Genomic DNA, 25577 nt, shown 5'->3' with positions numbered 1-25577 from the left:
CTTTAACGATGTATTTTAATTTGACGTTTTTTAGTTTGTTGTTCCCGGATTCTGCGGCTTCGCTCGGCCTGTTCGATCAGCATCGCTTCGGTCGCCTGCCGGATCAGGGCCGTAATGCGGGCAATGTGTTCCTCGTGGGATTCCCCGATCCTCCGCTGCATCTGTTCCGGGGCGATTGAGCCGCAATACCCGCCCGGTGGTAAAATTATACCGCCCGCCACGCCGAAGCCGCCCAAATCGAGGGATTCGCCCGAATTACTGCGACTGCCGAACAACCCGGCGAACGCCGAACGGTAATGGCTAACTGCTGCCGATAAATTCCCGACCGCCTGCGCGGAATAACGGGGCTGTGAGATGGGAGTAACGATCCGCTGTGCCTGCGAGAAATGACGGTCTAACTTGGAGAAGCTGAAAGCCCGGTCAATCTTCGAGCCGGAAAAGGTGTAGCCGTTCATACCAAACAATACGCCCTGCCTGCGGTCGGTATTCCCGCAATACTTGAATGTGGTCGTAATACCTCGTTCCTGCAATCGTTTCTCCAGATCGCTCCATGACTTGCATCTGGGCAGACAACTCCGGATAGCGTCGTAAATGGCGTACTTGGTCTTGTCCGGCTCGCGCAACCGTTCACGCCGCACCTGCTCTTTGCCTTTCGGATAGTATAAACCATACTTGGCTGTAAGCTCCTTGCAAACCTTGCCGTTCCGGATTTTGATATTCTTGTCCGATATGGTCTGCCCGTCGTTTCCGACCCGGTTGTAGACGATATGACAATGCGGATGCGCCTGATCCATGTGCCGGACGATTAGAAACAGTGTGTTCCGAATCCCCATGCGCTCCATATACTCCCGTGCAATCTGCGCCATAGCCGGGTCGGTCAGTCGGTCAGCATCTTTCGGAGAGAAGGGTAACGATATATGTCCGACTGCGTTTTTGATCCGGGGATTCAATAGCGTCTGGTCTTTGAAATCGCGTACCATATCCTGCACGCCCGGCGGCTCAATACCCTCAAAACCCAATATCCGCGACTGCTCTTTCATTACATAGCTGACCGTTGCACCGAACGACGATCCGGCGATAATCTTACCGATCATGGCGCAACTGTTTTAGAAAGTCCTCGATCTGGGTAATGATCGCCGCATGGGGCGCAACCTCTGCCGCAAACCCGCCGGCATTGGCCGAGCGAGTGAGTTGATTCAGGTTGCGGGCAATGCCTTTCAACTGCGCCATATAATTCAGATGTTCCGGACGCATCCGCTCACGCACTCACCCACGCCCGATAAGCTGCCGGATAATCTCGGACGGACGGCAGCCCGATGTGCGGGCTAACTTCTTCAGCCGGAAATAGTGTTCGCTGTCGAGCCTTGCGCTGACGATGTAACCTTGTCTGGCCGCAGGTTTCAATAAGGGGCGGCCGCCCTTGTTCAATTCACGTTTCATAGTTTCAATTTTAATGATTAGACCAACGGGATGACGCGCCGACCAGCGGGAGCAAGCCCCGTTTTCGTTTACGAAAACACAAACTTGCCACCCTACTTTATTGTTGCTTGATGGGGAGCGTGGGCCGTTGGAAAGATTCGCCGACCTTCGCCCGAAGAGATCCGCATAATCTCGTAGGGCGAGGTCGGCGATAGTTGCTGATCCCGTCTTTAGGTTTTGGAATTTACTACGTAATTGGCTGCGTCCTGCTTGATCTCTGTGGCAGGCTTGATTCGGTTCTGGAGCAGTCAGCGCTCCAACTCCGCCCGGTCGAAATAGATGTTTTTGCCGTTGGGTTTGTAATGCGGAATACGGCTCCCGCAGGTGAGCTTGTACATGTACGTCCGGGAAATCCCGGTGTAAGTGCAAGCCTCGTCGAAAGTGAGGACATTTTTCTGCCCTGCGAGCAACTGCTCGATGCGGTTTAGCCGCTGCTCCATACTGATTTCATGTTCCATAAGTAGTTTTTTAGTTAGACATGGAATAAATTATCAGCGGCAAATATAAGGGTGATTGAGGCGGATTGTTCTCATATGCTCACTCTCGCTCACTCTTGGCTGGATAAAGAGTCCTTGCGGGGATGCTGTAAGGGCTATTGGGTGTTTTTTAGAATGCCGATGTAGCTTTTGATAAGGTAGGCTCTGTAGGGAGAGTCGGAATTGATTGCGCAATACTTTGCACTTGAGAGCGTGTTGCGGCTTATGGGCTTGCCGTTGAGCGATACGAAGCACTTATGCTTTGCTGCTACGGCTTGCCAAATAGGAGTAATTAACTGCTCTTCGCCCAAGATGTGGAAAATGTAACAGAGGGTACGGGTATTGCAAACGACCAACGGTTCTTTGAGCCTGCACATGAACAAGGCGGCGACCGTATTTGTATCGACTTCTGGCTGGAATACACGTTGGCCGTTGAACAGCTCGGTCAAAGCAGTTAGCTGTTTATGGTTAAGTGATGCCAGAAAGGTTCCCATACCTTAAAAGTAGCACTTTATTTTCAGATCACCAATTCCGGCAAGGCATTAACGGCTTTTTCTTTGAGCGAATCGACGGCGCGGGTGTATTTCTCCGTGTGCTTTAATCCGCTGTGGCCAAGCAGGGACGCGACAGTCTTAATATCGGTGTGACACTCGCCGAGTAGATTCACGGCAAAGCTGTGGCGGGCGCAATGCCATGTGATGTGCTTTTCAATTCCTGCACGGGCAACCCATATCCGCAGGGCTTTCAGGCATCCGGTGTGGCTCGGCAGTGTGAAGATGGGGCCGTCTTTCTCCGGGCGTTCGCCGATCAACTTTAATAGCGTATTGCTTAATGGTATCGTGACAATCGAATGTGTCGAGTGCCCGGTGGTTTTGTTTTGGTCAAACCGGATCGTCTTGTTGGCATAATCGACGTTGCTGTATTTCAGATCGACCACATCGCAATACCTTAATCCCGCGTACAGGCAGAATAGAAATGCCCGGCGTACATCCATATTTTGATAAGGGGTATTTGCGAGTTGTGCAATCTCCTCAAGGCTCAACACGTCCTTTCGCAAAGCAGTATCATCGACAACGCACGGAACGCCTGTACAAGGATTCTTTAGCAGAATGTCTTGGTCTATGGCATATTTGATAACCTTTTTGAACCGTTGGAAAAATCCCCTTGCACCCTCGCCGAAAGAGTGCTGTTGCAGATAGTCCACGAATTTGATCATCATCTCCTTGGTCATCTGATCCGGCTTGATATTGGTCTGCATACTCGGATAGGATTCCGCAAGAAATCCCCGGAACCGTCGCAGACAGCCTTCCATCATCCGAATATCTTTCTTCTTGTAGTTCTTTACATAGGCATCGAAGAACTCCAGAAAGTTGATCTTCTGCTTGACGGGTGCGGCCTTGTCATATCGACGGGCAACCAATACCTTTTCTTTGTCGATGCGGATTTCTGCGGCGAGAGCTAACGTTTCCTTGTTCTTCTGCCGTTCTTCCGGGGTGCGGGGATTCGGCAGCAGGTAAAGCCCCAAGTATTCTTTCGAGCGGATGTGCTTGATATGCTCTTTACCCGTCACCTCGTCGATCACCTTGTTGTAGCCCATGTAATACTCCAGATACAAACTTTGCCGACCGTCGGCCAGCGTTTTTTGCATCAATTTTGGATTTTCTTTGGTTTTTGCTTGCAACTTTGCCATAATCCCGGAAATTAGTAGTTTTGTATCTTCCTGATATTATGGTGTAAATATATACAATTATTTTCTAATTCAGGGTGTAATAAAGGTGTAAAAAATAGCAAAAAATACTCAAAATAAGCACAAATGGCAGAGTTGTAAATATTTATAAAATATTAATAATAAGTATTTTATATTCTTTTGATTGGATGATATTGTATAGGTTGTGTATCGGCTCCGGGTACAGGAAAAATCGCTTAATTTGTTGGTTATGACAAGTTAAGCGATTTTTTGATTGTTCCCGCATGTGAAAATATGCTCTTGGGTGGGTTATCTTTTGTGAGGAGGCTGGAATATATCCAATGATTCGTCATAGATCGGGCTGTCGATCCCGAGGAATGACAGGACGCTGTGAAAGACATGATACTGCCCGACCTTTTTCTCCGGATCTATTTCCAGCGCTTCATCCGATGTCCACACGATGAACGGAATCTCGATCTGTTCCTTCGGCGCGACAAGTATGGGCACGCCGTGCATATACAGATTCCCCTCGCCGAGGGACTCTCCGTGGTCGGATACGAAGATCACGCAACTGCGCCTTTGGGGAATCCCGCGAAGAATTTCTATTACGGAATGAATGAGATAATCCGTGTAGACGATGGTGTTGTCGTAGGCATTCATCAGCTCCTTCGGATCCGCTTTGGACATCTCCACCGTAGTGCATACGGGACTGAACACCTCGAACTCCGGCGGGTATTTCTTATAGTACGTGGGGCCGTGGCTCGTGCTGGTATGGAGTACGAAGAGCATCTTGTCCTTGCTGCCGGAGAGTATCTCTTCGCGGAGGCCTGCGAGCAGAATGCCGTCGTACCTGTCGTCGGCTTCGGGATTCCGCTCCTTGAGCTCTTTCGGCTTGTAGTATTTGTCGATGTGTACGGGAGGCTCTCCCCAATTGTTGCTGCGCCATACCACATCCACGCCGTTGCGGTTGAGATAGTTCGGAAGGATTTCGTAAAGTTTGTTGGAAGGCTTATGGTCGAGAATGGCCTTCACGCCTGCCGTGGTATAGGTCGCGGCCGCATCTGCAATCAGTGCGGTCACGCTGTCTTTCTCCAGAAGCGGATTGGTCGGCTTGCCGTATCCGTATAAAGAGAAATTCTCCCTTCTGGCGGATTCTCCTATTATCAGCACGCATACATCCTTGCCGTCGGAAACGATCTTCGCGTCGGGCAGGGGAATCTCTTTCCGGTTCTGCTTCTTTACGGAATTATAGTAGCGTACGGAATTGACCGTATACGACCACGGCATGACCAGGCTGCCGAGCTTGGGCGCGTTGCGGTCGATCCACGGCCAGTTCTGCATATTGACCAGCGCGATGGCCAAAGAAACCGCCAATGCGATGCCCGTGCGGGCGAAAAAACGCTTCCAGCTTCCGTAGTCGAACCGCCTTGCAAAAATGTAGATGCATGGAACCACGCCCAGGAAGAGGAGATACCATACGGCAGACCATGAAAAGAATCCGGAAGCCTCCGAATACCGGGTGTTGAATACGTTCCCCATCATCTTGTCCGTGATGAGCACCTGGTATGTGTTTATGAAATAGAGGCTTATGGCATTGCCTATGAATGTGAAGGCAAGGATGCACTTTCCGACGAAGCGCCCGAGAAAGAGCACGAGGTAATAGACGAGAAAATTGAGCGCGAACATCAGCACGCCCAGCCCTCCGGTGATCAATACGCCGTTGAAGCCCCCTTCGATGTTGCCGAGCACCAGCCGGAAGAACGGCCAGTGGAACGCCACGAGCGTAAACAGGCTGAGTACCGAAGATATGCGGGTGAGGTCAGTCTTTTCTTTCAGAAATTTTACCATTTGATAACTGTTTTATAAAATGTAAGGATCACTCCCGCGCATAGGACAAGAAGCGTAAAGTTGAAAAGAATCGTCAACGGGATGTTTACCGTATGCGCCGGAGCCATATAGGGAGTTTGTGCCACGGAAGCGTCGTATCGTGCGAACGGATTGGTGTAGATCACCTCTCCGTCGGGAAAGTAGGCCGTAATACGTGCGTAGGGGTCATTGTCCCTCATGGTATAGCTGGCCGCGGACGAGTTCCGGGCCAGCGACAGAGTGGTGTGATCCTGCCCCGTCACCTTGATACTGTCCGCCTGGCGCGACAAGGCGATGTAGATCGTTTCGCCGTCGAGTCCGATCTTCTCGACCGACGGCAGATTCCTGTTTCTGGCGTATTTCACCTCCCAGTCCCCATGTCCGTAGTCGGGAATGCGCATCGCATAATAGCACCCTCCGAGAAGCGTTTCCTTTATGTCTTCATACCTCGCCGACGGACAATGCAGGAAATTGCACCTTACGGCGATACGACTGGACTTATCAGGATAGTGCAGGTCGTCGTTGGCCAGTCCGAAACTGTAATGCCCGGCGCTCAACGCCCAGTCCCAGTACTCGTTTTCGGTGCTCTTTCCGCTGTCGAGTTCCATGATCCTGTAACCGCCGAGTTTCTGCATGAGGCTTTTCGACGTGCCCGTCGTTCTCAAGGGGTGATTCATCTGGATGAAATCGGACTCCTTTCCGAGCAGGTCTAACTGGAATTGTTTTTGGGAAGCGAAAAGCGGGATCAAATGATCGAAGCGGTTGACTTCGTCGCAACCGAATACCAGCTTATGGTATTTGAATAGGTTGATACCGTGTTCGTAGACATTGACCTGCAACAGGGAATCGTATGGATGTAGGGTCAATTCATTGTGATTCGAGAATGTTACGATGTCATATCCGAATTTCCGGTAGGCTTCATCGGTTTCGGCCGGCCAATATTCGCACTCGTTCAGGATGCCCTTTACGCGCGTATGCGTATGAAAATTGGCTCGTTTCCAGCATATGTCGGATTCCCCCCCCGGTATGGGTTAAAAATGTCGGGGCCGCTGAAGGGTTTAGCCTCACTGAAATCATATACGGGGCTTACGCTTGTCACAAAGATTGCCAGCAAGGCGATCAGTATGAGCGAGACGATGGTTTTGCCCAATGCGACCGATATTTTTCGCAGCATGTAAATCAAAGTTCGTTCATTTGGATGCAATGCGTTTCCCATAAATTAATGGCTGAAGATAATTGCTGCAAAGTTAACAAAAATGCGGCAAGAGCAAAAGGGAAAATAGATGTGTAGAAACGACTGAATTCGGATTTGGTACATTAAAGTAATATTGGGGATGTTTTTGCGGGTGGAAGCGCAAGCCGGAATGGGATCCTTTCCGGCGCTTTCTGGCTGCGGTTGGTGAAAATAATCCGCGATTTCGGGCGGTTTCTCGGAAAGAAGCGTTATCTTTGCCGCAGGTTTGGTGCTCTCCTTCCCGGGCGTGGAAGAAGGGTGAAAAGGGAATCGGGTGCAAATCCCGGACAGTCCCGCTGCTGTGAAACTCCGTGAAGGCTCCGAACATCTCGCCACTGGTCCGCAAGGACCGGGAAGGCTTCGGAACAGGAGCAAGTCAGAAGACCTGCCAGGCCGATTCGACGTCAGGAAGCCCCGGGGGATGGGTATTTGACATCGGGTTATGTAATGCTTATTGTTTTATGTCGGACTTTGCCGCCGGGTGCTGCGCCTTTCGGCAGGCGGGATTTTTCCCGGACGGAAGCCGACCGGATGAGGATTGGATATGGAATTAATCGAACGATTGTTATTTGGCTCCGAGTCGCTTTGGGGCGGAGGTGTGGCCCACTCGGTGCTGATTCTGGCGCTGGTCGTGGCGTTGGGTGTCATGCTGGGCAAACTCAAGGTCGCCGGCGTGTCGCTGGGCGTGACGGGCATTCTGTTCGTCGGCATCGCCTTCAGCTATTTCGGCATGAACGTCGACGAACACCTGATGCACTTTCTCAAGGAGTTCGGACTGATTCTTTTCGTCTATTCGATCGGCTTGCAGGTCGGGCCCGGATTTTTCTCCTCGTTCCGCAAGGGCGGCGTCACGCTCAACAAACTGGCGGTGCTGGTGGTGGCGCTGGGTGTCGCCACGACGGTGGCGCTCTATTACATCACGGGCTTGTCCATGACGACGATGGTCGGCGTGATGTCGGGCGCCGTGACCAACACGCCCGGACTGGGCGCCGCACAGCAGGCTTTCAGCGACATGCACGCCGGAGCCGATGCCCCGGACATCGCCACGGGTTACGCCGTGGCCTACCCGCTGGGCGTCGTGGGAGCCATCCTCACGCTGATCGGGCTTCGCTACCTGCTGCGCATCGACGTGAAACGCGAAGAGGCCGCCGCCGGGCAGGATTCGGACGCGCAGAAAGACCTGACGACCCGGCGTCTTTCCGTCGAGATCGTCAATGCCGCCGTCAACGGCAAGACCGTCGCCGAGATCCGGGACCTTGCGCTGCGGGATTTCGTCATTTCGCGCATCAGCCGCGGCGGCGGAAGCCCCGAACTGGCCGACGCTTCGACGGCGCTTCATTGCGGCGACCGCATCCTGCTGATCGCCGCGCCCCGGGACGTCGAGGCGCTGGTGGCCCTGCTCGGGCGGGAGGTCGACGCCGAGCCGATGGTCCATGACAAGGCGATGATTTCGCGGCGCATCCTGATCACCAAGCCCGAGCTGAACGGCAAGACCCTCTCCGAACTGCGGGTCCGTTCCACGTGCGGCGTCACGATCACGCGCATCAACCGTTCGGGCATCGACCTGGTGGCCTCCGGAAACCTGCAATTGCAGATCGGCGACCGGGTGACGGTCGTGGGGCCCGAATTGTCGGTGGCCCATGCCGAGCGGCTTTTCGGCAACTCGCTCAAGCGGCTCAACCACCCCAACCTGATCCCCATTTTCACCGGCATCGCGCTGGGCGTTCTGCTGGGCAGCATTTCGTTCTGGATTCCGGGCATCCCGCAGCCCGTGAAACTGGGTCTTGCCGGAGGTCCGCTGATCGTGGCCATCCTGATCGGCCGCTACGGGCCGCACTACAAACTGGTCACCTATACGACGATGTCGGCCAACCTGATGCTGCGCGAGGTGGGCATCTCGCTCTTCCTGGCGGGCGTGGGATTGGGCGCGGGCGAGGAGTTCGTGCCGACGCTCGCGGCGGGCGGATATGTCTGGATCGCCTACGGAGCCGTGATCACCGTCGTGCCGCTCCTGCTGGCGGGCATTTTCGGACGCTTCTACTACAAACTCAACTATTATACGCTGATCGGCGTTCTTTCGGGGGCCTCGACCAACCCGCCTGCGCTGGCCTATTCGGCCGAACAGACCTCGTCCGACGCTCCGTCGGTCGGTTACGCGACGGTCTACCCGCTGTCGATGTTTCTGCGGGTGCTGGCGGCACAGCTTTTGATACTGATATTCGGTTAAACCGGAAAAGGAGCGGCAAGGAAACGGACACGTTGCCGCCATAACGGGGTCGGACGCGATCAGCAAGCCGGCCGCGCCTTTTTCCAAAGACGAACGCTTATGAATATCGTGCTGTATGGAGTTCCGGCGAAGACCGCCGGCCGGATCGCAGGCCAGTACGGCCTGAAGCTGATCAACTCACCCGACAAGTTCGACGCCTCGGGAACGATGGTGCTCGTTCCGCCGATAAGCACTCCGCGCTACCTGCTGGCGTTCTACAACGCCATGCTGCGCCACGAGGACGACGTCGATGCGGTCATCATCTGCGGCATCGAGTCCTGCGAGGCCGCCTCGACGGTGCAGTACTGCACGCCTCCGGGAAAATTCTTCTCCCTGAACGGCGGGTTGGACGAGGAGGAGCTTCTCTCCGAACTGCGCCTGATCCTCGACTCCCTGTTTGCCGAGGGCAACCAGCTCAACGTCTGACCGCGCGTCAGGCTCCTTGCCGGTGCCGACGGTCGTCAGCAGCGCGACGATCTCGTATGCGCCCGACCGGACGGCCGCAGCGGCGCGTGAGCCGAATCCTTGCCGCCGCGTTCCGGTTGAAAACCGCCCTTATCCGTTCCATACGACCGATTCCGCGTCGTGGAAAAATCCGCATACGAGCGTCAGGTACTCGGGCATGCGGCCTCCGCTGCCCCACTTCATCTCGATTCCGAACAGTTCGGAGGCCGTGCGTGCCACGTCGAATCCGCAGGCTTCGAGCGACGGCCGCACCAGTTCCGGATGGCGGCAGGGCCTGCCTTCGGGGCGCGTGCAACTCCCCTCGGGACAGTGAATGCACGTTCCGACGTAGGCGAACGAGCGTCCGCCGTATTGCCGTTCCATCTCCAGCAGCCGACGTTCGAGCCGCTGCCGTTCGGGCAGGATCAGGCGTCCCGCTTCGGAGACCGGGAGTCCCGGCTCCTCGGGCGTGATTCTGGTCGCGACGAGCAGCGCCGTGCCGTAACGCGTGACGTACTCCTCCATATCGAACCCGAACGGCGGGCATCCCCAGCTGCGGCCGTAGTTGCCGCACTCCCGGCAATAGCCGCCCACCCGTTCGGCGTCGCGGAAGCGGGCGACGTATGCTGCGGCGGGCAGTTCCGCCGTGAAATCCCGGGCGGTGTATCGAAACGAATGATCCATGCGGCAAAGTTATGAAAAAAACCGCCGTTCCGGGCGGTTTTCGCACCATTTGCCGTGGGAGCCGGCCGTAAGTCGTTGCATGGCAGACAACGCTAAACTAATCTCTGAATTTCCGGCTCCCACCGGCAAAACGGCGTCGCGTCACGGCTTGCGCCGGAACAGCTTCGTGATGTCCTCCATCGTCCCGTCCGGTTCGATCCGGTAGAGCCGCTGGTTGGTCGTCGGCGCCGTCAGCGGACCCAGCGCCTCGACCCATCCGCCCAGTTTGACGTAGTCGAATGCCGCGGCCTCGAAACCCTCCGGCAGCTCCTCCCGGCCCGAATACCATGCCGTGCGCAGCTCCGGGCAGGTTTTCCGTACGGTCCCTGCCAGCCGGGCGATCTTGTGCGGCCCGGCGTCGCCGCCCATGAATGCGACGCAGGTCACCGAACGTCCGTAACGGGCCAGCAGCCCCAGCAGTTCCGCCTCGTCGAGCACGCGCCCTTCGTCCGCCTGCAAGTGCGGGCTGTGGCATCCCGGGCAGCGGTTGGGACAGCCCGTGATGTTGAGCGCCAGGGTCGTTTCGCCGGGAATCTCGGCGAACACCACGTCGAAATTGTGATACCGCACCATCCTACTCCGCCTTGGCGTAATAACGCCGTGCGGCCTCCTGCTGGCGAGCCGCCGAGAAGTTCGAAACGCGCTTCATGTAGCCGATCACGCGCGTCAGGTAGTCCACGTCGTCCGAGTGGCATGCGGGGCACTCCTTCAGGTAGCGTTTGTCGATGTGCCCGCACTTGTTGCACACCGTGTTGGGGATGTTGAACGTGAAGTAGTTGCATCCTTCGGCGGCCGCCACGCGCAGCAGGTGGCGGTACTGCTCCTTCGAGAGGTGCTCCTCGAGGTTCATGTGCAGGGCCGAGCCGCCCGTGAGATGCTCGATGTAGCGGCGTCCGTGGAGGCGGAACTTGTCGATGACGTTCAGCGACTCGTCCTCCACGACGTAGAAATAGGAGTTGTAGCAGTCGCGCGGCACGGCATATCCGTCCTCGCGGTCCCACTTGGCGTGCTTCACGCCGACGTTTTCCGCCGGGATCATCTCGCAGTTGAACATCACCTCCTTCGAGCGGTATTTCCGGTTGTAACGCTCGATCAGCCCCAATACCTCCTGCACGAAAGCGGCGTAGTCGTCGTTGTCGTCGATGCGGATGCCCAGGAATTCCGCAGCCTCGACCAGTCCGTTGACGCCGACGGTGAGATACTGCCGTGCGAGGTTGATGTACCCCGCGTCGAAGAGCGGCAGCATGCCCTTGGCCTTCAGTTCCTTGAGGTTCTCGTTGTAGGCTATCTGCACCTTGTGCACCAGGTCCACTATCTCCTCCAGATGGGCGAGGTAGTGCATGCCGTTCTTCACGGCGTACTGGATGCAGCGGTTTAGGTTGATCGTCAGCACGCTCTTCGAACCCGTCGAGACGCCTCCGGCGCCCAGCGTGTAGCTGAACCCGTTGTCCCGGATCTCGTTCCGCAGGCGGCAGCACGACGACAGCGAGTCGGCGTTGTCGCTGATGTAGGTGAAGAACGAGTGCCCCGCGGCGTACATTTCGGCCGTGAAGTCGCCCCACTCGCGGTCCATCACGTCGCCGTCGCGGGTCAGCAGCGCCATCGTCTCGACGGGGAAGGTCAGCACGGTTTTCGTGCGTTCGCGGTTGAACCACGTCATAAACCGTTTCTGCAACCACGACAGCGACTCCCAATGGGGTTTCGAGCCGTCCGGGAAGACGAATTCCCCGAAAAGCGACTCGAAATAGTAGCGGTCGTAGTAGGCGACGTTCCAGAACACGGCCTGGAAATTCCGCGCCCCGGTGGGCTGGTTGATCGAGTAGACGATCTGCTCGAAGCAGTCGGTGATCATCTTGTCGATCGTGCGCCGTTTCTTCGAGAGGTCGACCACTTCGTCGGCGCGCGTGTAGTAATCCTCGCCGTACTCCTGTTCGATGAAATAATTCATGTACATCAGGAATTCGGGCGTCGCGCAGGCTCCCGAGAGCATCGACGAGACGATGAAGACCATGTTGACGAACCCGCCGCAGAACGACTTGAGGTTGGTCGGGCGCGTCGAGTTGCCGCCCACCGACAGCGTGCCGCCCAGCAGCCACGGGTACATCGTGATCGAGGCGCAGTAGTTGGCCATCGACGTTTCGTCGTTCTTGTAGATGAAGTGGCCGTTGAGCAGGCGCAGGTATTTGTCCGACAGCTCCTTGCCGTACATCTCCTTGATGCGGTCGGTCAGCAGACGGCGGTTCAGGCGGATGAAGTTCCGCTTCGGGAGTTCGCCGATCAGCGTGGCGATGTTCTTGTTCTCGACGTTGGCGTTGGCGTCGTATTTCGACCCCGTCGCGGGGTTCTTCGCGTCGCAGTAGTTGATCAGGAATTCGAGTTTCTCGCGGTCTTCGCGGTCCTCGGAGTGCTTCTGGCGGTAGAGCATGTAGCTCTTGGCCACGGCGAAATAACGCTCGGCCATCAGGGCCACCTCCACCTGGTTCTGAATCTCCTCGACCGACATGCCGTCCGAGACGCGGACGCGGCTCAACACCGACGTGAGGTCGTCGTCCGTGGCGTAGCCGCCCACCGAGAGAAACGCCTTGCTGATCGCGCGTTTGATCTTTTCGACCGAGAACGGCGCCCGTTTGCCGTCGCGTTTGACGATGTAAATTTCCGAAATGCCCATATTTATCCCATATTTGTTGTGTGCCTGTGCGGTGCGAAACCCCGTTCTCTTCTGCTGCGGCCGCAGAAAAGGGCGGAATTCCCTCGAAAAACATGTTCGGTATAAAAAGGTCCGGGTATCGCCCTAAATCCCGAAGGCGGCCACCCTTCCCGGCAAGGCAGGTCTTCTGACTCGCCCCTTCCGCACGCCTTCCCGTCCCGGGGGACAGTGGCTAAAGAGTGTGCGGAACGCAACGGGGCTTACAGCTACGGGAATAGTCCCTGATTTTCACAGGAGTTCCCTTTTGATCTCGTGCCGACAGCCGTCGGCGGAGAACCTTGCACGAAAGCAAATATAGGGATAGTTCTCCGGAAAGGAAACATGCTTCGGGGCTTTTAATGAACATTTTGTGAACAAACGCGCGCGCCGGCACGCCCCGGGCGGATGGCTCCGTTCCGCCGCGGGCAAAAAAAAGACATCCCCAAGGAACGGGGATGTCTTCCACGGGACGTGCCGCTTCCGCTATTTGTCCAGATCGACCAACTCGTACTGCCGGCTGCCGATGCCGATGGCCTCGGCGTGTTCGAGCGTGTGGATGCCGTGGCGCGACTCCATGCGTTCGATCAGATGAACCTTGCCCTCGTCGGGCGAGGCGTACACCAGGTCGACGCACGCCTGGTCCAGCGCCACGGGGTCCAGCGAGGCGAGGATGCCGATGTCGCCCATGCGGGGCGGCTCGGGATGCGCGTCGCAGTCGCAGTCCACCGAGAGGTTGTTCATAACGCTGATGTAGAGAATCCGTTCGCCGCAATGGGCGGCGATCGCTTTGGCCGCTTCGGCCATCGACTCCAGAAAATCGTCCTGCGCGGGCAGGCTGCTCCACAGTTTCTCGGTGTCCTCGGTCTTTCCGGCCGAGTGAATCCACGCTTTTCCGGCCGACGAGGCGATGCCGATGGAGATGTTCTTGATCGCGCCGCCGAATCCGCCCATCGCGTGCCCCTTGAAATGCGAAAGAACCACCACGAAATCGTACTCCGGGAAGTGAGAGCCTACGATGTCGTATTTGAGGTGCCTGCCGCCCTCGACGGGCAGGCGCACTTCGCCCTCGGCGTCCATGATGTCCACCGGAGCGATGGCCGTGAACCCGTGGTCGGCGGCGGCTTTCAGGTGGTCTTCGGTTTTGGCGCGTCCGCCGCCGTAGGCCGTGTTGCACTCGACGATCGTGCCCTTCACCGACTTCACCAGATCGCCGATCAGGGCCGGTTGCAGGAAATTGTTGCCTCCCGGCTCTCCGGTCGAGAGTTTCACGGCGACCTTCTTCCCTTCGGCCTTCCGGCCCAGGGCCTCGTAGACGGCTTTCATTCCCGCGGGCGAGATGTCGCGGGTCATGTAGACTTTGGCGGGAGCCGCCTCCGCCGCCTTTTTGTCGTTGCCCGACGCACAGCCGGAGCCTGCGGCCGCGAAATGCAAAACAAAGGAGATCATACAGATTTTTTTCATCATGGCTATTTGCGTATTACGTACTTTATAAAGAGGTATCCGCCGAACACCTGCAATAACATGCCGGGAATCCCGATCCGGAAATCCTGCACGGCGGCCGTGAAGCTGCCCGTCAAGGCCCATTCCCCGGCCGATCCGACGATCTGGTAGAACAGCACGACGGCGGCGAGCAGCGCCATCGACACGCGGTTGAAACGCCGGGCCGCATACCCTGCCGCTCCGGCCAGCAGCGCCGATTTCACGAGGATCGCCGGCAGCGCCGTGACGGCGGGCATCCCGAACAGCGCGGCGTTCACGAGCGGCGAAGCGAGGGCTGTCAGCAGTCCCGTGCGCCAGCCGTATTTGTAGGCGCCGACGAGCGTGAAGAAGTAGATCGGCAGCATCGTGGGACCTCCCAGCTGCACGAGGTGGCACAACTGCGGCAGGACGATGTTACCCGCCGCGAACAGGGCTGCCGCGAGGTATGTACGCGTCTCTCGGTAGCCGGTCGAATAGAGTGTTACAGAGGATGTTTTCATGGTTATTTCAATTAAAGGTTTAACTTCAGTCCGCCGAAGACCGTCGCCCGGGGCATCGGGTATCCGGCATTGATCTCATAACGTTCGGCCAGCAGGTTTTCGCCCCGGACGAAGATCGTCAGCAAACGGTTTACGCGCAGCGACGCGCGCAGGTTCCAGAGCACGAATCCCGCTTCCCGGACTTCCGGATCGGGAGCCGCCGCCGTGTAAAGCCCTGCGATGTACTGCACGCCCGTCGACACCGACCAGCGGCCCTTCCCGAAATCGCCTCCGGCGTAGAGTTTGTGTTCGGGGGACGCCGGCACGGGATACTCCATCCGGAGCCAGCTGTAATTGGCATTGACGCTCCATCCCCCGCCGATGCGCCATGCGGCGTCGGCCTCCGCGCCCCAGTTTTCGATCCGGGCCTGGTTGAGCAGGATGTTGCGGCCGTCTGCCCTGCCGCGCCGGATGATGTCCTCGCCCTTGATATAAAAGAGGTTGACGCCGTACGACACGCTTCCTCCGGCCAGCCGCTGGGTCCACGAAAGTTCGTAGTTCCACAGCCGTTCGGGCTTCAGATCGGGATTCTTCACCCCGAACATGTAGAGTTCGCGGAGCACCGGGTTGCGGAAGCCCTTGCTCACCATCGCCTTCAGCGCTCCGTCGCGTGCGGCCCGCAGCGAGATGCCCGCCTGCGGAACCCACTCCGTGCCGGTGCGGGTGTGGTGGTCGATACGCACCCCGGCGTCGACGGTGAGGCGTCCCAGCGACTGCCGGAAATCGGCGTATCCGGCGATTTCGTCCTCCGTCTGGTCCACGATCGGCTCCTCGCGGCCGTCTGCCGTGAACCGGTTCCACGCCCGGCCCCCGAAGCGCTGCCAGTCGATGCCCGCCGTCAGGCGGCTGCCGCGCCACAGTCCGGCGCTCTGATACCACGAGACGCCCAGCATCCGGTCCTTCGAGTTGAAACGGTAGTCGCGCGGCTCCTCGCCTGCGCCGTAGCCGTCATTGATCCGGTGACGGCCCCAGTTGTAGAAGAACTTCAACGCGCCCGAAGTCCGGTCGTACGAGTTTTCCAGTGAGACGGATGCCATGCCGCGCGTGATGCGGGAGTCGTTGTCGAAGACGGGCGCGGTGATTTCGCCCGGATTCGAGGCGTTGAAGTGTGTCAGGTTCACATCGGCGTAAGCGTTCCAGCGGCGGCTGATCTCGTAGCCGACCTTGGCATATCCGCCGTACTGCTCGAAACCCATGTCGGCGCGGTGGCCGTCCGTGCGGTTGTACGAGCCGGTCACGACGCTCGTGAAGCGGCCTTTGCGGATGCGGTTGGCTGCTTCGGTCTGCAAGGTGTTCCACGAGCCGTAGCCCACGTTCAGGTCGGTTTTCACGCCTTCCTCGCGCTGCCGGCGGGTGACGATGTTGATCACCCCGCCCATGGCGTTCGAGCCGTAGAGCACCGACGCCGGTCCGCGCACCACCTCGACCCGCTCGGCGAGCATCGACTGGTAGGCGTCGGCGATCGGATGGCCGAACAGCCCCATGTACTGCGGATGCCCGTCGATCAGCACGAGCATCTGGGCCGCCGACCCTCCGCCGATGCCGCGCAGGCTGATGCCTCCGGCCGCGCCGTCCGAGACGCCGTAACCCATCACGCCGCGTCCCGTGACGAACAGCCCCGGAACCTGTTCCGTGAGCAGCGGAAGCACCGATGCCTCCTGCCGGCGGACGATTTCGTCGCGGTCCACGACCGCCACCGACATCGGCAGGTGGCGGATGTCCGAGGCGTAGCGCGCCCCCGTCACCACCACCGAGTCGATCGCGACGTTCTTCGCCGCCTGCCCGGTCTCCTGTGCGCCGTATGCGGCGCCGGCAGCCGTGCAGGCCAGTAAAATCGAAAGAATCTTGTTCATTGTTCCGTATTTGATTTGTTTTTCGGTCTCCCCCGCCGCAGGCTTGCGGACGAAGGCTGTGGACGGTTCTTTCCGCCCTTCGCCGGAATCAGGGCGCGCCCTTGCTGGCCGTCAGAAACCCTTCGATCAGCGGCAGGCACTCCGCGGCGGTCCGCGCTCCGGCGCAGAGCCGCTCCACGGGACAGATGCCGTCTCCGGCGCGGTTGATGATGTGGGGCACGGCGACCGTGTAACTTACCGGAATCCCGGCTCCGTTCAGCAGTTCCAGCGCCGCGTGGCTCACCACGTCGGCGAAGAGTTCCCTCACACGGCCCGCGGCCATCAGCGCCGCAGCGCCCTTTCCGACCACCTTGTCGGCCACGAACGCGCCGTCGAGCAGTTCCGGCTCCTCGTGCAGCAGCCTCCAGAGGTCCCGGACGCCCCGTTCGCGGAATATCCGGATCGTGTCGCCGTTGCGCACGACGCACGAGCATCTCTCGGCGAAGAGCAGGTCTATGGCCTGCCGGTCCTTGTTTGCGTTGTCTGTTCCCATTTTTTCCCGAATTTGCGGTCAATAGCCGAATCGTTCCGCCGCGCGGCGCATCGACGCTACGATCTCCACGCCGAACGGGCAGCGCGTTTCGCATGCGCCGCACCCGATGCACTCCGATGCGTGGTGCGTGAGCGCGGCGTAATGTTCACGCACGGTTTCCGGGATTTCGCCCTGCGCCACGGCGAGGTTGTGGAATTTATGGACCGTCGCGATGTCTATTCCCGCCGAACAGGGGGCGCAATGGCCGCAGTACATGCAATGCCCTTCCCAGGTAAACCGCTCCATGCCGGCCATTGCGGAGGCATAGTCCCTTTCGGCGGGCGATGCGCCGCACCAGTCGAGTGCGGCCCGGATCTCGTCCTGCGTCCTGCATCCGACCATCACGGAAGCCACGCCCGGCCGCGTCAGGGCGTATTCGATACACTGCACCGGCGTCATGGCCTTCCCGAACGGGGAATTCTCCGCATTCAGCAGGTCGCCGCCGCCGTAGACCTTCATGGCGTCGATGCCCACGCCCGTCCTTTCGCACAGTTCGTAGAGCCGTTCGCGGTCGGGGTCGATGTTGCGCAGCGCGCCGGCGTAACTCTCCTCGGCCCACAGGGCCTCGACGTCGTCGCCGGCCGGTTGCAGGTCGTAGCAGGGGTTTACCGAGAACATCAGCACGTCCACCAGTCCCGTTTCGACGGCCATCCGGGCCACCGCGGGATTGTGGCTGCTGATGCCGATGTGGCGGATTCGCCCCTCCTCCCGAAGCCTTTGCGCGATGCGGATGATCTCCCCGCCGAAGACGCGGTGAAAATCCGCCTCGGCGTCGACGTAGTGGATCATGCCGATGTCGAGACAGTCCGTCCGCAGCTGTTGCAGCTGAAGGTCGAACGACGCGAGGGTTTTCTCCGGGTCGCGGGTGCGCAGGTACTGCCCGTTCTCCCAGGTCGTGCAGAGGTGTCCCTGAATGATGAAGTCCCCGCGCCGATGTTCGTCCGCAGTTCGGGATTCGGCGAGTAGATGTCGATGAAGTTGACGCCGTGCCCGATAGCGAAGTCGAAATCGGCGCACACCTCTTCCGGCGTTTTGTGGATGAAGCCCTCGCAGCCGAGTGCGACGGCGCTCACGCGCAGGCCCGTTCTGCCCAAAATTCTGTATTCCATGATCGTCCTCGATTTTCCGTTTCGCCGGGTTCCGGATTCCGGAACCTTCCGTTCACGATGCAAAGATAGTCCGAAAACAGGATTTCCGAAGTAGCCGGATTACGGATATTTCTACCTGAATTACTGATTCGGCGCTCCGGAAACGAACCGCCCGCCGGTCTCTCGACGGCGGGCGGCTTTGTCTTGCGCGGATGCGGTTATCGGTATATCTCGTTCAGCAGGCGGGCCAGGCGGTGTCCGCCGCGCAGGAACTGCCGTTCGACGACGGGCGTGTACTTGAAGAGGTAGTCGTACGAAATATCGGTCCCTTCGGGGGTGAAGCCGTAAATCTCCTTGCAGATTTCGTGCGTCTCCTTCACCCAGTCGGCCGGCTCTCCGGCGGCGATCTGCGCAGCCTCTTCGTCCGTCAGCCGGTCGATCTGCTGCTGCCACTCGCTGTAACTCCATTTGTGGACCGCCTCGGGAATGTTCGTATCCCAGACCGAATGCAGGTTCGTGTCGCGTCCGAAGAAACGCACGGGCCGCTTGTTGCCGCCCAGGTCGCTCAACCGTCCGAGGTGCATCGGGCAGTGCATGTCCCCGACCAGGTGAATCAGCATCTTGAGCGAGAGCGTCTCCTCCTCGGGTGTGAGGCGTCCCGACTTGAGTTTCTCCGTGAGTCGGGTCACCGCCGTCAGCACGTCGCCCCCGGGATTCCGGGACATGCTCTCCAGCGTCTCGCCTTCGTCGATATTGAGGTAGTGCCAGGTTTTCGAATAGGCGTATTCGGGCCAGTAGCTGGCGAAGTCGAGCCAGTTGGCGATATACACGGGCGAGTAGCCGTCGAGCGCCTTGCGGACCTTCTCTGCCGCTTCGGGCGTCAGACGGCATTCGGCGATATACGCCGTCACGTCGTGCCCCTTCTGTCCCCATGCGAACGCCCCGCGGGCGAAAAGAAGACATAAACTCGTCAGAATCAGCCTTTTCATCTGTACCCGGTGTTTGCGCTCCGTGTGGTTAGTGATTCATCGTGGCGAGGAACTCCTCGTTGGTGTCGGTGAGTCCCATCTGTTTCTGGAGGAACTCCATGGCTTCGACGGGCGTCATGTCCGAGAGGTACTTGCGCAGCACCCACGTGCGGTTCATCACGTCGCGCGGCAGCAGCAGGTCTTCGCGGCGGGTTCCCGAGGCGATCACGTCTACGGCCGGGTATACGCGCTTGTTGGCCAGCTTGCGGTCCAGCTGCAACTCCATGTTGCCCGTACCCTTGAACTCCTCGAAGATCACTTCGTCCATCTTCGAACCGGTGTCGATCAGCGCCGTGGCGATGATCGTCAGCGAACCTTTCTCCTCCGTGTTGCGGGCTGCGCCGAAGAAACGCTTGGGCTTGTGCAGGGCGTTGGCGTCGACACCTCCCGAAAGCACCTTGCCCGAGGCGGGCTGCACGGAGTTGTAGGCGCGGGCCAGACGGGTGATCGAGTCGAGGAAGATCACCACGTCGTGGCCGCTCTCGACCATGCGTTTGGCCTTGTCGAGCACCATTTCGGCCACTTTCACGTGGCGCGAAGCCTGCTCGTCGAAAGTCGAGGCCACGACCTCGGCCTTCGAGTTGCGGGCCATTTCGGTCACCTCCTCGGGGCGTTCGTCGATCAGCAGTACGATGATGTACACCTCGGGATGGTTGTCGGCGATGGCGTTGATGATCGACTGCATGAGCACCGTCTTACCCGTCTTGGGCTGGGCCACGATCAGTGCGCGCTGGCCCTTGCCGATGGGGGAAAAGAGGTCCACGATGCGCGTGGACATGTTGTTGTGGCCGTTGCCCGTGAGGCAGAATTTCTCGCTGGGGAACAGCGGCGTCATAAATTCGAACTGCACGCGGTCGCGGATGTACTCCGGGGCCAGACCGTTGATTTCGTTCACGCGCACCAGCGGGAAGTATTTCTCACCCTCCTTCGGGGGGCGGATCGCGCCGTTCACCGTGTCGCCGGGCTTCAGTCCGAAGAGTTTGATCTGCGAGGGCGAAACGTAGATGTCGTCGGGGGAATTGAGGTAGTTGTAGTCGGCCGAGCGGAGGAATCCGTAGCCGTCGGGCATGATCTCCAGCACGCCTTCGCCTTCGATCTCCCCTGCGAAGTCGTCCTTGGTGATGACCTCCTCTTCGATGTATCGGGGAGCCTGTTCCGTGTGGGTCTCCTGCGCGGCGGCAGGGACCGCCGTTTCCTGAACCGCCTGCACCTCCGGCGCCGCCTGCGCTTTGGGCTTGCGGCCCCGGCGTTTGGGTTCGGCCTTCGCCGGCTCTGCCGCGGGCGTTTCGGCCTGCGGAGGAGCCGCTGCGGCTTCCGGTTCGGCAGCCGTCGCCGGCTTCGTCTCCATCGGGAGTTCCGGCTCTGCCGCGGCCTCCGGCTGCGGGGCTGCGTTTTCGTTCTTCGCCAGTCGCGGACGGCGTCCGCGCGGGGCCTTGGTCTTCGGCGCGGCGGTCTGCGGGGCTGCGTCCTGTGCCGGCTCTGCGGCGGTTTCCGAAACCTCCCCTTTCGCTCCGGCCTCATTTTCCGCAGGAGCCTCCTCCGGGGTGTCCGTCCCGGCTATTTTCTCTATCAGTTCGCGCTTTTTAATCATAACGTTCTTGATACCCAATGCTTTGGCTATCTCACGCAACTCGGCAAGGCTTTTCCCTTCCAGCGCTTTCAGATCTTGCATAGTTTATTTCCGTTGAATGTGATTTTCAGAAACAGGACGGTCGTCCTGTTCGTTGGAATTCGCATGCAAAGATAGTGCATTATTTCGAATTACAAAATAAAAAAGCGCCTTTACTTCCCTGAACGGCAGGGTGAAGGGCATTGTCCGGGGCCGAAATACCTACTAATGGCGATTGCGGGTCCCGGAATTTTGCGCGACCTTTGTCCCGAAAACAATGAAACGGGGATTTTCGGCCATTGCATTGTTTGTATTGTTAATGTTTGTGTGTGAAAAACCCTTCCGCGGCGCGGAAGGGTTTTTTGTGTCAGTTTGCGGTCCGGTATTCGTTGGGCGAACACCCCGCCACCTTCTTGAACAGACGCGTGAAGTGCTGCGGGTAGCGGAATCCCAGCGAGTAGGCGATTTCGCTGATCGAGCGTCCGGGGTCGAAGATGCGTTCCTTGGCGATGTCGATCACCTTGAGCTGGATGTACTCCTGCGCCGATTTCCCGGTCTCCTTCTTCACCAGGTCGCCGAAATAGTTCGCCGACAGGTGCAGCTGCTCGGCGCACCAGCGCACCGACGGCACGCCGTCCCGCTCGGGGCGGTCTCCTGCGAAATAGTCGCCCAGCAGACGCTCGAATCCGGCCAGCACGTCGCGGTTGACGTTGTTGCGCGTGATGAATTGCCGTTCGTAAAACCGTGTGCTGTAATTCAACAGCAGCTCGATGTTCGAGACGATCAGCGTGCGGCTGTGTTTGTCGATCGCATGTTTCAGCTCCGATTGGATGTTTTGCAGGCAGTCCATCACGACCTGGCGCTCCTGCTCCGAAAGGTGCAGGGCCTCGTTCACCTCGTAGGAGAAGAATGTGTAGCCCGCGATGTTGCGCCCGAGCGAGGTGCCGCGCAGCAGGTCGGGATGGAACAGCAGCGCCCGGCCTTTGGGCGGAACCTGCGGCTTATCCTTCACCTCCACCTCGACCACCTGCCCCGGAGCCATGAATACGAGCGTTCCCTCCTGATAGTCGTAGTAGTTACGTCCGTAGCGCAAATCGCCGCACTTCACGTCCTTGAGGAAAACGGCGTAAAATCCGAAGCAGTGGCGGTAATGGCCGGGAGGAATGGGTTCCGCCTTCGAAAAGTCGATGACGCTCACCAGCGGATGCTGCGTCTCCACGCCGCGCGATTCGTTGTACTGGAAGATGTTGTCGTATTTGACCACCGTGCCCATATGCTGAAATAGTTTTGTTTGTCGCAAAATTAGCGGAATTTTCGATACCTGCTCCGCCTTCCGCCCCGAATCGGTAATTATGGTACGACGAACCGTAATCGGGGTATGCCCGGCGCCCGGCGTCCGCCCTACTTTTGCGGTGTGAAACCGTGTAAATGGATCGAACGATGAAAAAGAGACTTATTTTGGCGACGATGGCGGCATTCGCCGTTTCGGGAGCCGGGGCGCAGCAGCCCTCCGGAAAAGTGCTGGTGGCCTATTTCTCCCACAGCGGCAACACCCGTGAGGTGGCGCGGCAGATCAGCGAGGCCACGGGCGGAGATCTGTTCGAGATCGTTCCCGCGACGCCCTACCCCACGGAATACCGGGCCGTGGTCGACCAGGGCAAAAAGGAGATCGAAGCCGGGGTGCGCCCCGCGCTGAAAAACCCCGTCGGCGACCTTTCGCAGTACGACGTGATTTTCGTCGGCTCGCCCTGCTGGTGGGCGACCATAGCGCCTCCCGTGGCGACGTTCCTCACCTCCTGCGACTTGGCGGGCAAGACCGTCGTGCCGTTTATGACCCACGAGGGCAGCGGCATGGGACACAGCGAGGCCGACATCCGCAGACTCTGCCCGCGGTCGACCGTCCCCGACGGACTCGCCGTCCGCGGCAGTGCGGTGCGCAACTCGAAGGATGAGGTCGGCAGGTGGGTCCGCACCCGCTTGAAAAACGGATTTTAGAAAGCGGCCGGTTGCTTCAGCGCGCCTTCCTTCCGTTTCGCGCCCGGATAACCCGAACGATTCGGGTTTCCGGGCGTCTTTATCCGCAGAAATAGACGCAGCCGTAGATCAGTCCGGCCGCCAGGGCGCCCAGCAGCGGTCCCGCCACGGGAACCCAGCTGTAATCCCATCCGCTGCCTCCTTTGCCCCGGATCGGCAGGAGGGCGTGCGCCAGCCGCGGCGGCAGGTCGCGCGCGGGGTTGATCGCGTAGCCCGTCGTGCCGCCCAGCGACATGCCGATGGCCATGATGAGCATCGTCACCGGAAGGCTTCCCAGACTTCCCATCCCGATTTCGGGGGTGTTCTGCTCGTTGCCGATGGCCAGGATCACGAACACCAGCAGGAACGTGCCGACCACCTCGCAGAAGAGGTTGCGCGGTTTGTCCATGATGGCGGGCATCGTGCAGAAGACGCCCAGCTTCGCCGCGGGGTCGTCCGTCGCGTCGAAATGGTCCTTATAATAAAGGTAGACCACGACGGCGCCGCAGAATCCGCCCAGCAGCTGCGCGGCGACGTATCCCGGGACGTACGCCCACGGGAACGACCCCGCCACGGCCAGTCCCACCGAGACCGCAGGATTGAGGTGCGCGCCCGAATAAGGCCCTGCGATCAGCACGCCGCACATCACGGCCAGTCCCCAGGCGATCGTAATCACGATCCAGCCGCCGTCGAAACCTTTCGATCGTTTGAGGACGGTCGATGCGACCACCCCGTCGCCCAGCAGTACGAGCACCAGCGTTCCGATGAACTCGAACAGGCATTTGGTGAACAAGCTAATTTCCATATCCGCTTTCGTTTTAGTCGTTTTTCTCGCGCAAAACCCGCCGCACGGCGTCTTCCCAGCCGGCGACGGCCTTTGCGATCTGCGTGCGGTCGGCCGCGGGTTCGAAAATATGCTCCGCCTGCCACTGCTTCCTGATCTCTCCGACGCTTTCCCAATACCCCACGGCCAGCCCCGCCAGGTAGGCGGCGCCCAGCGCCGTGGTCTCCGTCACGCGGGGACGGATGACCTTCGTCGCGAGCAGGTCGGCCTGGAACTGCATCAGCAGGTCGTTGCGCGCCGCCCCGCCGTCGACCTTCAGTTCCACCAGCGAGACTCCGGCGTCGCGCTGCATCGCGCCCACGATGTCCAGCGTCTGGTAGGCGATGCCCTCCAGCGCCGCGCGGGCTATGTGCGCAGCCGTCGTTCCGCGGCTGATGCCGCTGATCGCGCCCCGGGCGTACTGGTCCCAGTGCGGGGCCGCCAGTCCCGTCAGCGCGGGCACGAAGTAGACGCCTCCGGTGTCGGGAACCGACGACGCCAGCGCCTCCACCTCCGACGAGGAGCGGATGATCCCCAGCCCGTCGCGCAGCCACTGCACCACCGATCCGCCGACGAAGATGCTCCCTTCGAGGGCGTAGTTGACCTTGTCGCCGATCTTCCAGGCGATGGTCGTCAGCAGGTTGTTTTTCGAGGCGATGGGCTTTTCGCCGCTGTTCATCAGCAGGAAGCAGCCCGTGCCGTAGGTGTTTTTCACCGATCCCGGCTCGACGCACATCTGTCCGAACAGGGCCGCCTGCTGGTCGCCGGCGATACCCGCGATGGGGACTTTGTGGGCGAAGATCGTGGTTTTCGTCGCTCCGTAAACCTCGCTCGACGAGCGCACCTCGGGCATCATCGACGCCGGGATGTCGAACAGCTTCAGCAACTCCTCGTCCCATTGCAGCGTGCGGATGTTGAACAGCATCGTGCGTGAGGCGTTGCTCGGGTCGGTCACGTGCACTTCGCCGCGCGTCAGCCGCCAGATCAGCCATGTGTCGACCGTTCCGAACATCAGCTTGCCCTTCTCGGCCCGCTCCCGCGCGCCCGGCACGTTGTCCAGAATCCATTTGATCTTCGTGGCGCTGAAATAGGCGTCGATGATCAGGCCCGTCTTTTCGCGAATCCACTCGGTTTTTCCTTCGGCCTTCAGCGAGTCGCAGTACTCCGAGGTCCGGCGGTCCTGCCATACGATGGCGTTGTAGACCGGTTCCTCCGTTTCGCGGTCCCACACGATTGTCGTCTCGCGCTGGTTGGTGATGCCTATTCCGGCTATGTTCAGCCCGTTGATGTCGATGGCCGCGATGGCTTCGGCGATCACCGACGCCTGCGACGACCAGATTTCGTGCGGATTGTGCTCCACCCATCCCGGTTTGGGGAAATACTGGGTGAACTCCCGCTGGGCCATCGAGCAAATCTGCCCCTTGCGGTCGAAAACGATCGCGCGGGAACTGCTCGTTCCCTGATCCAATGACAAAATGTACTGCTCCATATTTTTTCGGTTTAATCGTTGCGCCGGAATCCGGCCGGGCGGTCCCCGGGCCGTCCGATTACAAATCTATGAAAAAATTCCGGGATTCGAAACGAAACCGGCGGGTTTTTTATCGAAACTTTTCGGGAGGCTGTTTTCGGGAATATTCCGCCTGACGGGTCCGCCGACCCGCTGCCCCGATCCATCGGTCCGTTCCCCGGCCTGCTCCGCTCCTTCGGGAAAGA

Annotated in this window: 23 protein-coding genes, 1 pseudogene and 2 riboswitches; of the genes and pseudogenes, 3 read left to right on the top strand and 21 right to left on the bottom strand. The window is 59.1% G+C overall.

Features of this window, described 5'->3' with window-relative positions; translation table 11 throughout:
• Window positions 1-2 precede the first annotated feature (2 nt).
• The 8 genes from NQ492_RS15500 to NQ492_RS15465 form a co-directional block, all read right to left on the bottom strand.
• Entirely contained in the window at window positions 3-1094 is a 1092-nt protein-coding gene (locus NQ492_RS15500; RefSeq protein ID WP_015546153.1) for a relaxase/mobilization nuclease domain-containing protein, read from the bottom strand.
• Window positions 1084-1230 (bottom strand): plasmid mobilization relaxosome protein MobC, encoded by a 147-nt coding sequence (gene mobC / locus NQ492_RS15495; RefSeq protein ID WP_157359445.1) that lies wholly within the window; start codon window positions 1228-1230, stop codon window positions 1084-1086. The genes NQ492_RS15500 and mobC overlap by 11 nt, the downstream gene beginning before the upstream one ends.
• A gap of 36 nt (window positions 1231-1266) precedes the next feature.
• Window positions 1267-1440, bottom strand: coding sequence for a hypothetical protein (locus NQ492_RS15490; protein WP_172633802.1), 174 nt, complete (start codon window positions 1438-1440; stop codon window positions 1267-1269).
• Between the two features lie 287 nt (window positions 1441-1727).
• Window positions 1728-1937, bottom strand: coding sequence for a helix-turn-helix domain-containing protein (locus NQ492_RS15485; protein WP_083810164.1), 210 nt, complete (start codon window positions 1935-1937; stop codon window positions 1728-1730).
• A gap of 134 nt (window positions 1938-2071) precedes the next feature.
• A complete protein-coding gene (locus NQ492_RS15480; RefSeq protein ID WP_015546150.1) occupies window positions 2072-2449 on the bottom strand; it encodes a hypothetical protein in 378 nt (125 codons plus the stop codon).
• A gap of 23 nt (window positions 2450-2472) precedes the next feature.
• Window positions 2473-3645, bottom strand: a complete 1173-nt coding sequence (locus NQ492_RS15475) for a site-specific integrase (protein ID WP_015546149.1) — start codon at window positions 3643-3645, stop codon at window positions 2473-2475.
• A 306-nt stretch (window positions 3646-3951) separates the two neighbouring features.
• Window positions 3952-5490 carry a phosphoethanolamine--lipid A transferase EptA gene (eptA, locus tag NQ492_RS15470; RefSeq protein ID WP_015546148.1) on the bottom strand — a complete coding sequence of 513 codons (1539 nt, stop codon included), beginning with the start codon at window positions 5488-5490 and terminating at the stop codon, window positions 3952-3954.
• Window positions 5484-6374, bottom strand: a complete 891-nt coding sequence (locus NQ492_RS15465; RefSeq protein ID WP_157359444.1) for a hypothetical protein — start codon at window positions 6372-6374, stop codon at window positions 5484-5486. Before NQ492_RS15465 ends, eptA begins: the two co-directional genes overlap by 7 nt.
• Window positions 6375-6952: 578 nt before the next feature.
• Window positions 6953-7149, top strand: a riboswitch (cobalamin riboswitch).
• A 137-nt stretch (window positions 7150-7286) separates the two neighbouring features.
• Here NQ492_RS15465 and NQ492_RS15460 point away from each other — a divergent pair.
• Together NQ492_RS15460 and NQ492_RS15455 are read left to right on the top strand one after the other, a co-directional pair.
• A complete protein-coding gene (locus NQ492_RS15460) occupies window positions 7287-8969 on the top strand; it encodes a putative transporter (RefSeq protein WP_044053986.1) in 1683 nt (560 codons plus the stop codon).
• A gap of 99 nt (window positions 8970-9068) precedes the next feature.
• A complete protein-coding gene (locus NQ492_RS15455) occupies window positions 9069-9434 on the top strand; it encodes a hypothetical protein (RefSeq protein WP_015546147.1) in 366 nt (121 codons plus the stop codon).
• Between the two features lie 129 nt (window positions 9435-9563).
• Here NQ492_RS15455 and NQ492_RS15450 read toward each other — a convergent pair whose 3' ends face one another.
• The 11 genes and pseudogenes from NQ492_RS15450 to NQ492_RS15400 all read right to left on the bottom strand — a co-directional run bounded on the left by NQ492_RS15450 (window position 9564) and on the right by NQ492_RS15400 (window position 22301).
• A complete protein-coding gene (locus NQ492_RS15450) occupies window positions 9564-10136 on the bottom strand; it encodes a DUF2284 domain-containing protein (RefSeq protein WP_022061711.1) in 573 nt (190 codons plus the stop codon).
• Window positions 10137-10277: 141 nt separating this feature from the next.
• Window positions 10278-10748 (bottom strand): anaerobic ribonucleoside-triphosphate reductase activating protein, encoded by a 471-nt coding sequence (gene nrdG, locus NQ492_RS15445; RefSeq protein ID WP_015546146.1) that lies wholly within the window; start codon window positions 10746-10748, stop codon window positions 10278-10280.
• Between the two features lies 1 nt (window position 10749).
• A complete protein-coding gene (gene nrdD, locus NQ492_RS15440) occupies window positions 10750-12843 on the bottom strand; it encodes an anaerobic ribonucleoside-triphosphate reductase (RefSeq protein ID WP_015546145.1) in 2094 nt (697 codons plus the stop codon).
• 139 nt (window positions 12844-12982) lie between these two features.
• Window positions 12983-13178: riboswitch (cobalamin riboswitch) on the bottom strand.
• Window positions 13179-13344: 166 nt separating this feature from the next.
• Window positions 13345-14322 (bottom strand): DUF362 domain-containing protein, encoded by a 978-nt coding sequence (locus tag NQ492_RS15435; RefSeq protein ID WP_050794803.1) that lies wholly within the window; start codon window positions 14320-14322, stop codon window positions 13345-13347.
• Window positions 14323-14327: 5 nt separating this feature from the next.
• Window positions 14328-14840, bottom strand: a complete 513-nt coding sequence (locus NQ492_RS15430) for a hypothetical protein (protein WP_044053983.1) — start codon at window positions 14838-14840, stop codon at window positions 14328-14330.
• 11 nt (window positions 14841-14851) lie between these two features.
• The gene (locus NQ492_RS15425; RefSeq protein ID WP_015546143.1) at window positions 14852-16732 is read right to left on the bottom strand and encodes a TonB-dependent receptor; all 1881 of its coding nucleotides are present in this window, start codon (window positions 16730-16732) and stop codon (window positions 14852-14854) included.
• 88 nt (window positions 16733-16820) lie between these two features.
• Window positions 16821-17264 (bottom strand): DUF1893 domain-containing protein, encoded by a 444-nt coding sequence (locus tag NQ492_RS15420; RefSeq protein ID WP_015546142.1) that lies wholly within the window; start codon window positions 17262-17264, stop codon window positions 16821-16823.
• Between the two features lie 18 nt (window positions 17265-17282).
• A pseudogene (locus NQ492_RS15415) lies at window positions 17283-18412 on the bottom strand (aldo/keto reductase).
• 197 nt (window positions 18413-18609) lie between these two features.
• On the bottom strand, window positions 18610-19380 hold the full coding sequence (locus tag NQ492_RS15410) for a S1/P1 nuclease (RefSeq protein ID WP_015546140.1): 771 nt from the start codon (window positions 19378-19380) through the stop codon (window positions 18610-18612).
• A 28-nt stretch (window positions 19381-19408) separates the two neighbouring features.
• Complete coding sequence (gene rho / locus NQ492_RS15405) at window positions 19409-21091, bottom strand: transcription termination factor Rho (RefSeq protein WP_044053982.1); 1683 nt, start codon at window positions 21089-21091, stop codon at window positions 19409-19411.
• A 304-nt stretch (window positions 21092-21395) separates the two neighbouring features.
• Entirely contained in the window at window positions 21396-22301 is a 906-nt protein-coding gene (locus tag NQ492_RS15400; RefSeq protein ID WP_015546139.1) for a helix-turn-helix domain-containing protein, read from the bottom strand.
• Window positions 22302-22468: 167 nt separating this feature from the next.
• Here NQ492_RS15400 and NQ492_RS15395 point away from each other — a divergent pair, with 167 nt between their 5' ends.
• Entirely contained in the window at window positions 22469-23023 is a 555-nt protein-coding gene (locus NQ492_RS15395) for a flavodoxin (protein ID WP_015546138.1), read from the top strand.
• A 79-nt stretch (window positions 23024-23102) separates the two neighbouring features.
• Here NQ492_RS15395 and NQ492_RS15390 read toward each other — a convergent pair whose 3' ends face one another.
• Window positions 23103-23846 (bottom strand): MIP/aquaporin family protein, encoded by a 744-nt coding sequence (locus NQ492_RS15390; RefSeq protein ID WP_022061515.1) that lies wholly within the window; start codon window positions 23844-23846, stop codon window positions 23103-23105.
• Between the two features lie 13 nt (window positions 23847-23859).
• Window positions 23860-25353 (bottom strand): glycerol kinase GlpK, encoded by a 1494-nt coding sequence (gene glpK / locus NQ492_RS15385; protein WP_044053981.1) that lies wholly within the window; start codon window positions 25351-25353, stop codon window positions 23860-23862.
• Window positions 25354-25577: the final 224 nt, after the last annotated feature.

Source organism: Alistipes shahii WAL 8301, from assembly GCF_025145845.1.
GTDB classification, from domain to species: domain Bacteria; phylum Bacteroidota; class Bacteroidia; order Bacteroidales; family Rikenellaceae; genus Alistipes; species Alistipes shahii.
This window is presented reverse-complemented; position numbering and strand designations above follow the sequence as displayed.

Bases quoted from the DNA above. Each gene is read 5' to 3' on its own strand.
- NQ492_RS15500 (WP_015546153.1), bottom strand. From the start codon at position 1,094: ATGATCGGTAAGATTATCGCCGGATCGTCGTTCGGTGCAACGGTCAGC.
- mobC (WP_157359445.1), bottom strand. From the start codon at position 1,230: ATGGCGCAGTTGAAAGGCATTGCCCGCAACCTGAATCAACTCACTCGC.
- NQ492_RS15490 (WP_172633802.1), bottom strand. From the start codon at position 1,440: ATGAAACGTGAATTGAACAAGGGCGGCCGCCCCTTATTGAAACCTGCG.
- NQ492_RS15485 (WP_083810164.1), bottom strand. From the start codon at position 1,937: ATGGAACATGAAATCAGTATGGAGCAGCGGCTAAACCGCATCGAGCAG.
- NQ492_RS15480 (WP_015546150.1), bottom strand. From the start codon at position 2,449: ATGGGAACCTTTCTGGCATCACTTAACCATAAACAGCTAACTGCTTTG.
- NQ492_RS15475 (WP_015546149.1), bottom strand. From the start codon at position 3,645: ATGGCAAAGTTGCAAGCAAAAACCAAAGAAAATCCAAAATTGATGCAA.
- eptA (WP_015546148.1), bottom strand. From the start codon at position 5,490: ATGGTAAAATTTCTGAAAGAAAAGACTGACCTCACCCGCATATCTTCG.
- NQ492_RS15460 (WP_044053986.1), top strand. From the start codon at position 7,287: ATGGAATTAATCGAACGATTGTTATTTGGCTCCGAGTCGCTTTGGGGC.
- NQ492_RS15455 (WP_015546147.1), top strand. From the start codon at position 9,069: ATGAATATCGTGCTGTATGGAGTTCCGGCGAAGACCGCCGGCCGGATC.
- NQ492_RS15450 (WP_022061711.1), bottom strand. From the start codon at position 10,136: ATGGATCATTCGTTTCGATACACCGCCCGGGATTTCACGGCGGAACTG.
- nrdG (WP_015546146.1), bottom strand. From the start codon at position 10,748: ATGGTGCGGTATCACAATTTCGACGTGGTGTTCGCCGAGATTCCCGGC.
- nrdD (WP_015546145.1), bottom strand. From the start codon at position 12,843: ATGGGCATTTCGGAAATTTACATCGTCAAACGCGACGGCAAACGGGCG.
- NQ492_RS15435 (WP_050794803.1), bottom strand. From the start codon at position 14,322: ATGAAAAAAATCTGTATGATCTCCTTTGTTTTGCATTTCGCGGCCGCA.
- NQ492_RS15430 (WP_044053983.1), bottom strand. From the start codon at position 14,840: ATGAAAACATCCTCTGTAACACTCTATTCGACCGGCTACCGAGAGACG.
- NQ492_RS15425 (WP_015546143.1), bottom strand. From the start codon at position 16,732: ATGAACAAGATTCTTTCGATTTTACTGGCCTGCACGGCTGCCGGCGCC.
- NQ492_RS15420 (WP_015546142.1), bottom strand. From the start codon at position 17,264: ATGGGAACAGACAACGCAAACAAGGACCGGCAGGCCATAGACCTGCTC.
- NQ492_RS15410 (WP_015546140.1), bottom strand. From the start codon at position 19,380: ATGAAAAGGCTGATTCTGACGAGTTTATGTCTTCTTTTCGCCCGCGGG.
- rho (WP_044053982.1), bottom strand. From the start codon at position 21,091: ATGCAAGATCTGAAAGCGCTGGAAGGGAAAAGCCTTGCCGAGTTGCGT.
- NQ492_RS15400 (WP_015546139.1), bottom strand. From the start codon at position 22,301: ATGGGCACGGTGGTCAAATACGACAACATCTTCCAGTACAACGAATCG.
- NQ492_RS15395 (WP_015546138.1), top strand. From the start codon at position 22,469: ATGAAAAAGAGACTTATTTTGGCGACGATGGCGGCATTCGCCGTTTCG.
- NQ492_RS15390 (WP_022061515.1), bottom strand. From the start codon at position 23,846: ATGGAAATTAGCTTGTTCACCAAATGCCTGTTCGAGTTCATCGGAACG.
- glpK (WP_044053981.1), bottom strand. From the start codon at position 25,353: ATGGAGCAGTACATTTTGTCATTGGATCAGGGAACGAGCAGTTCCCGC.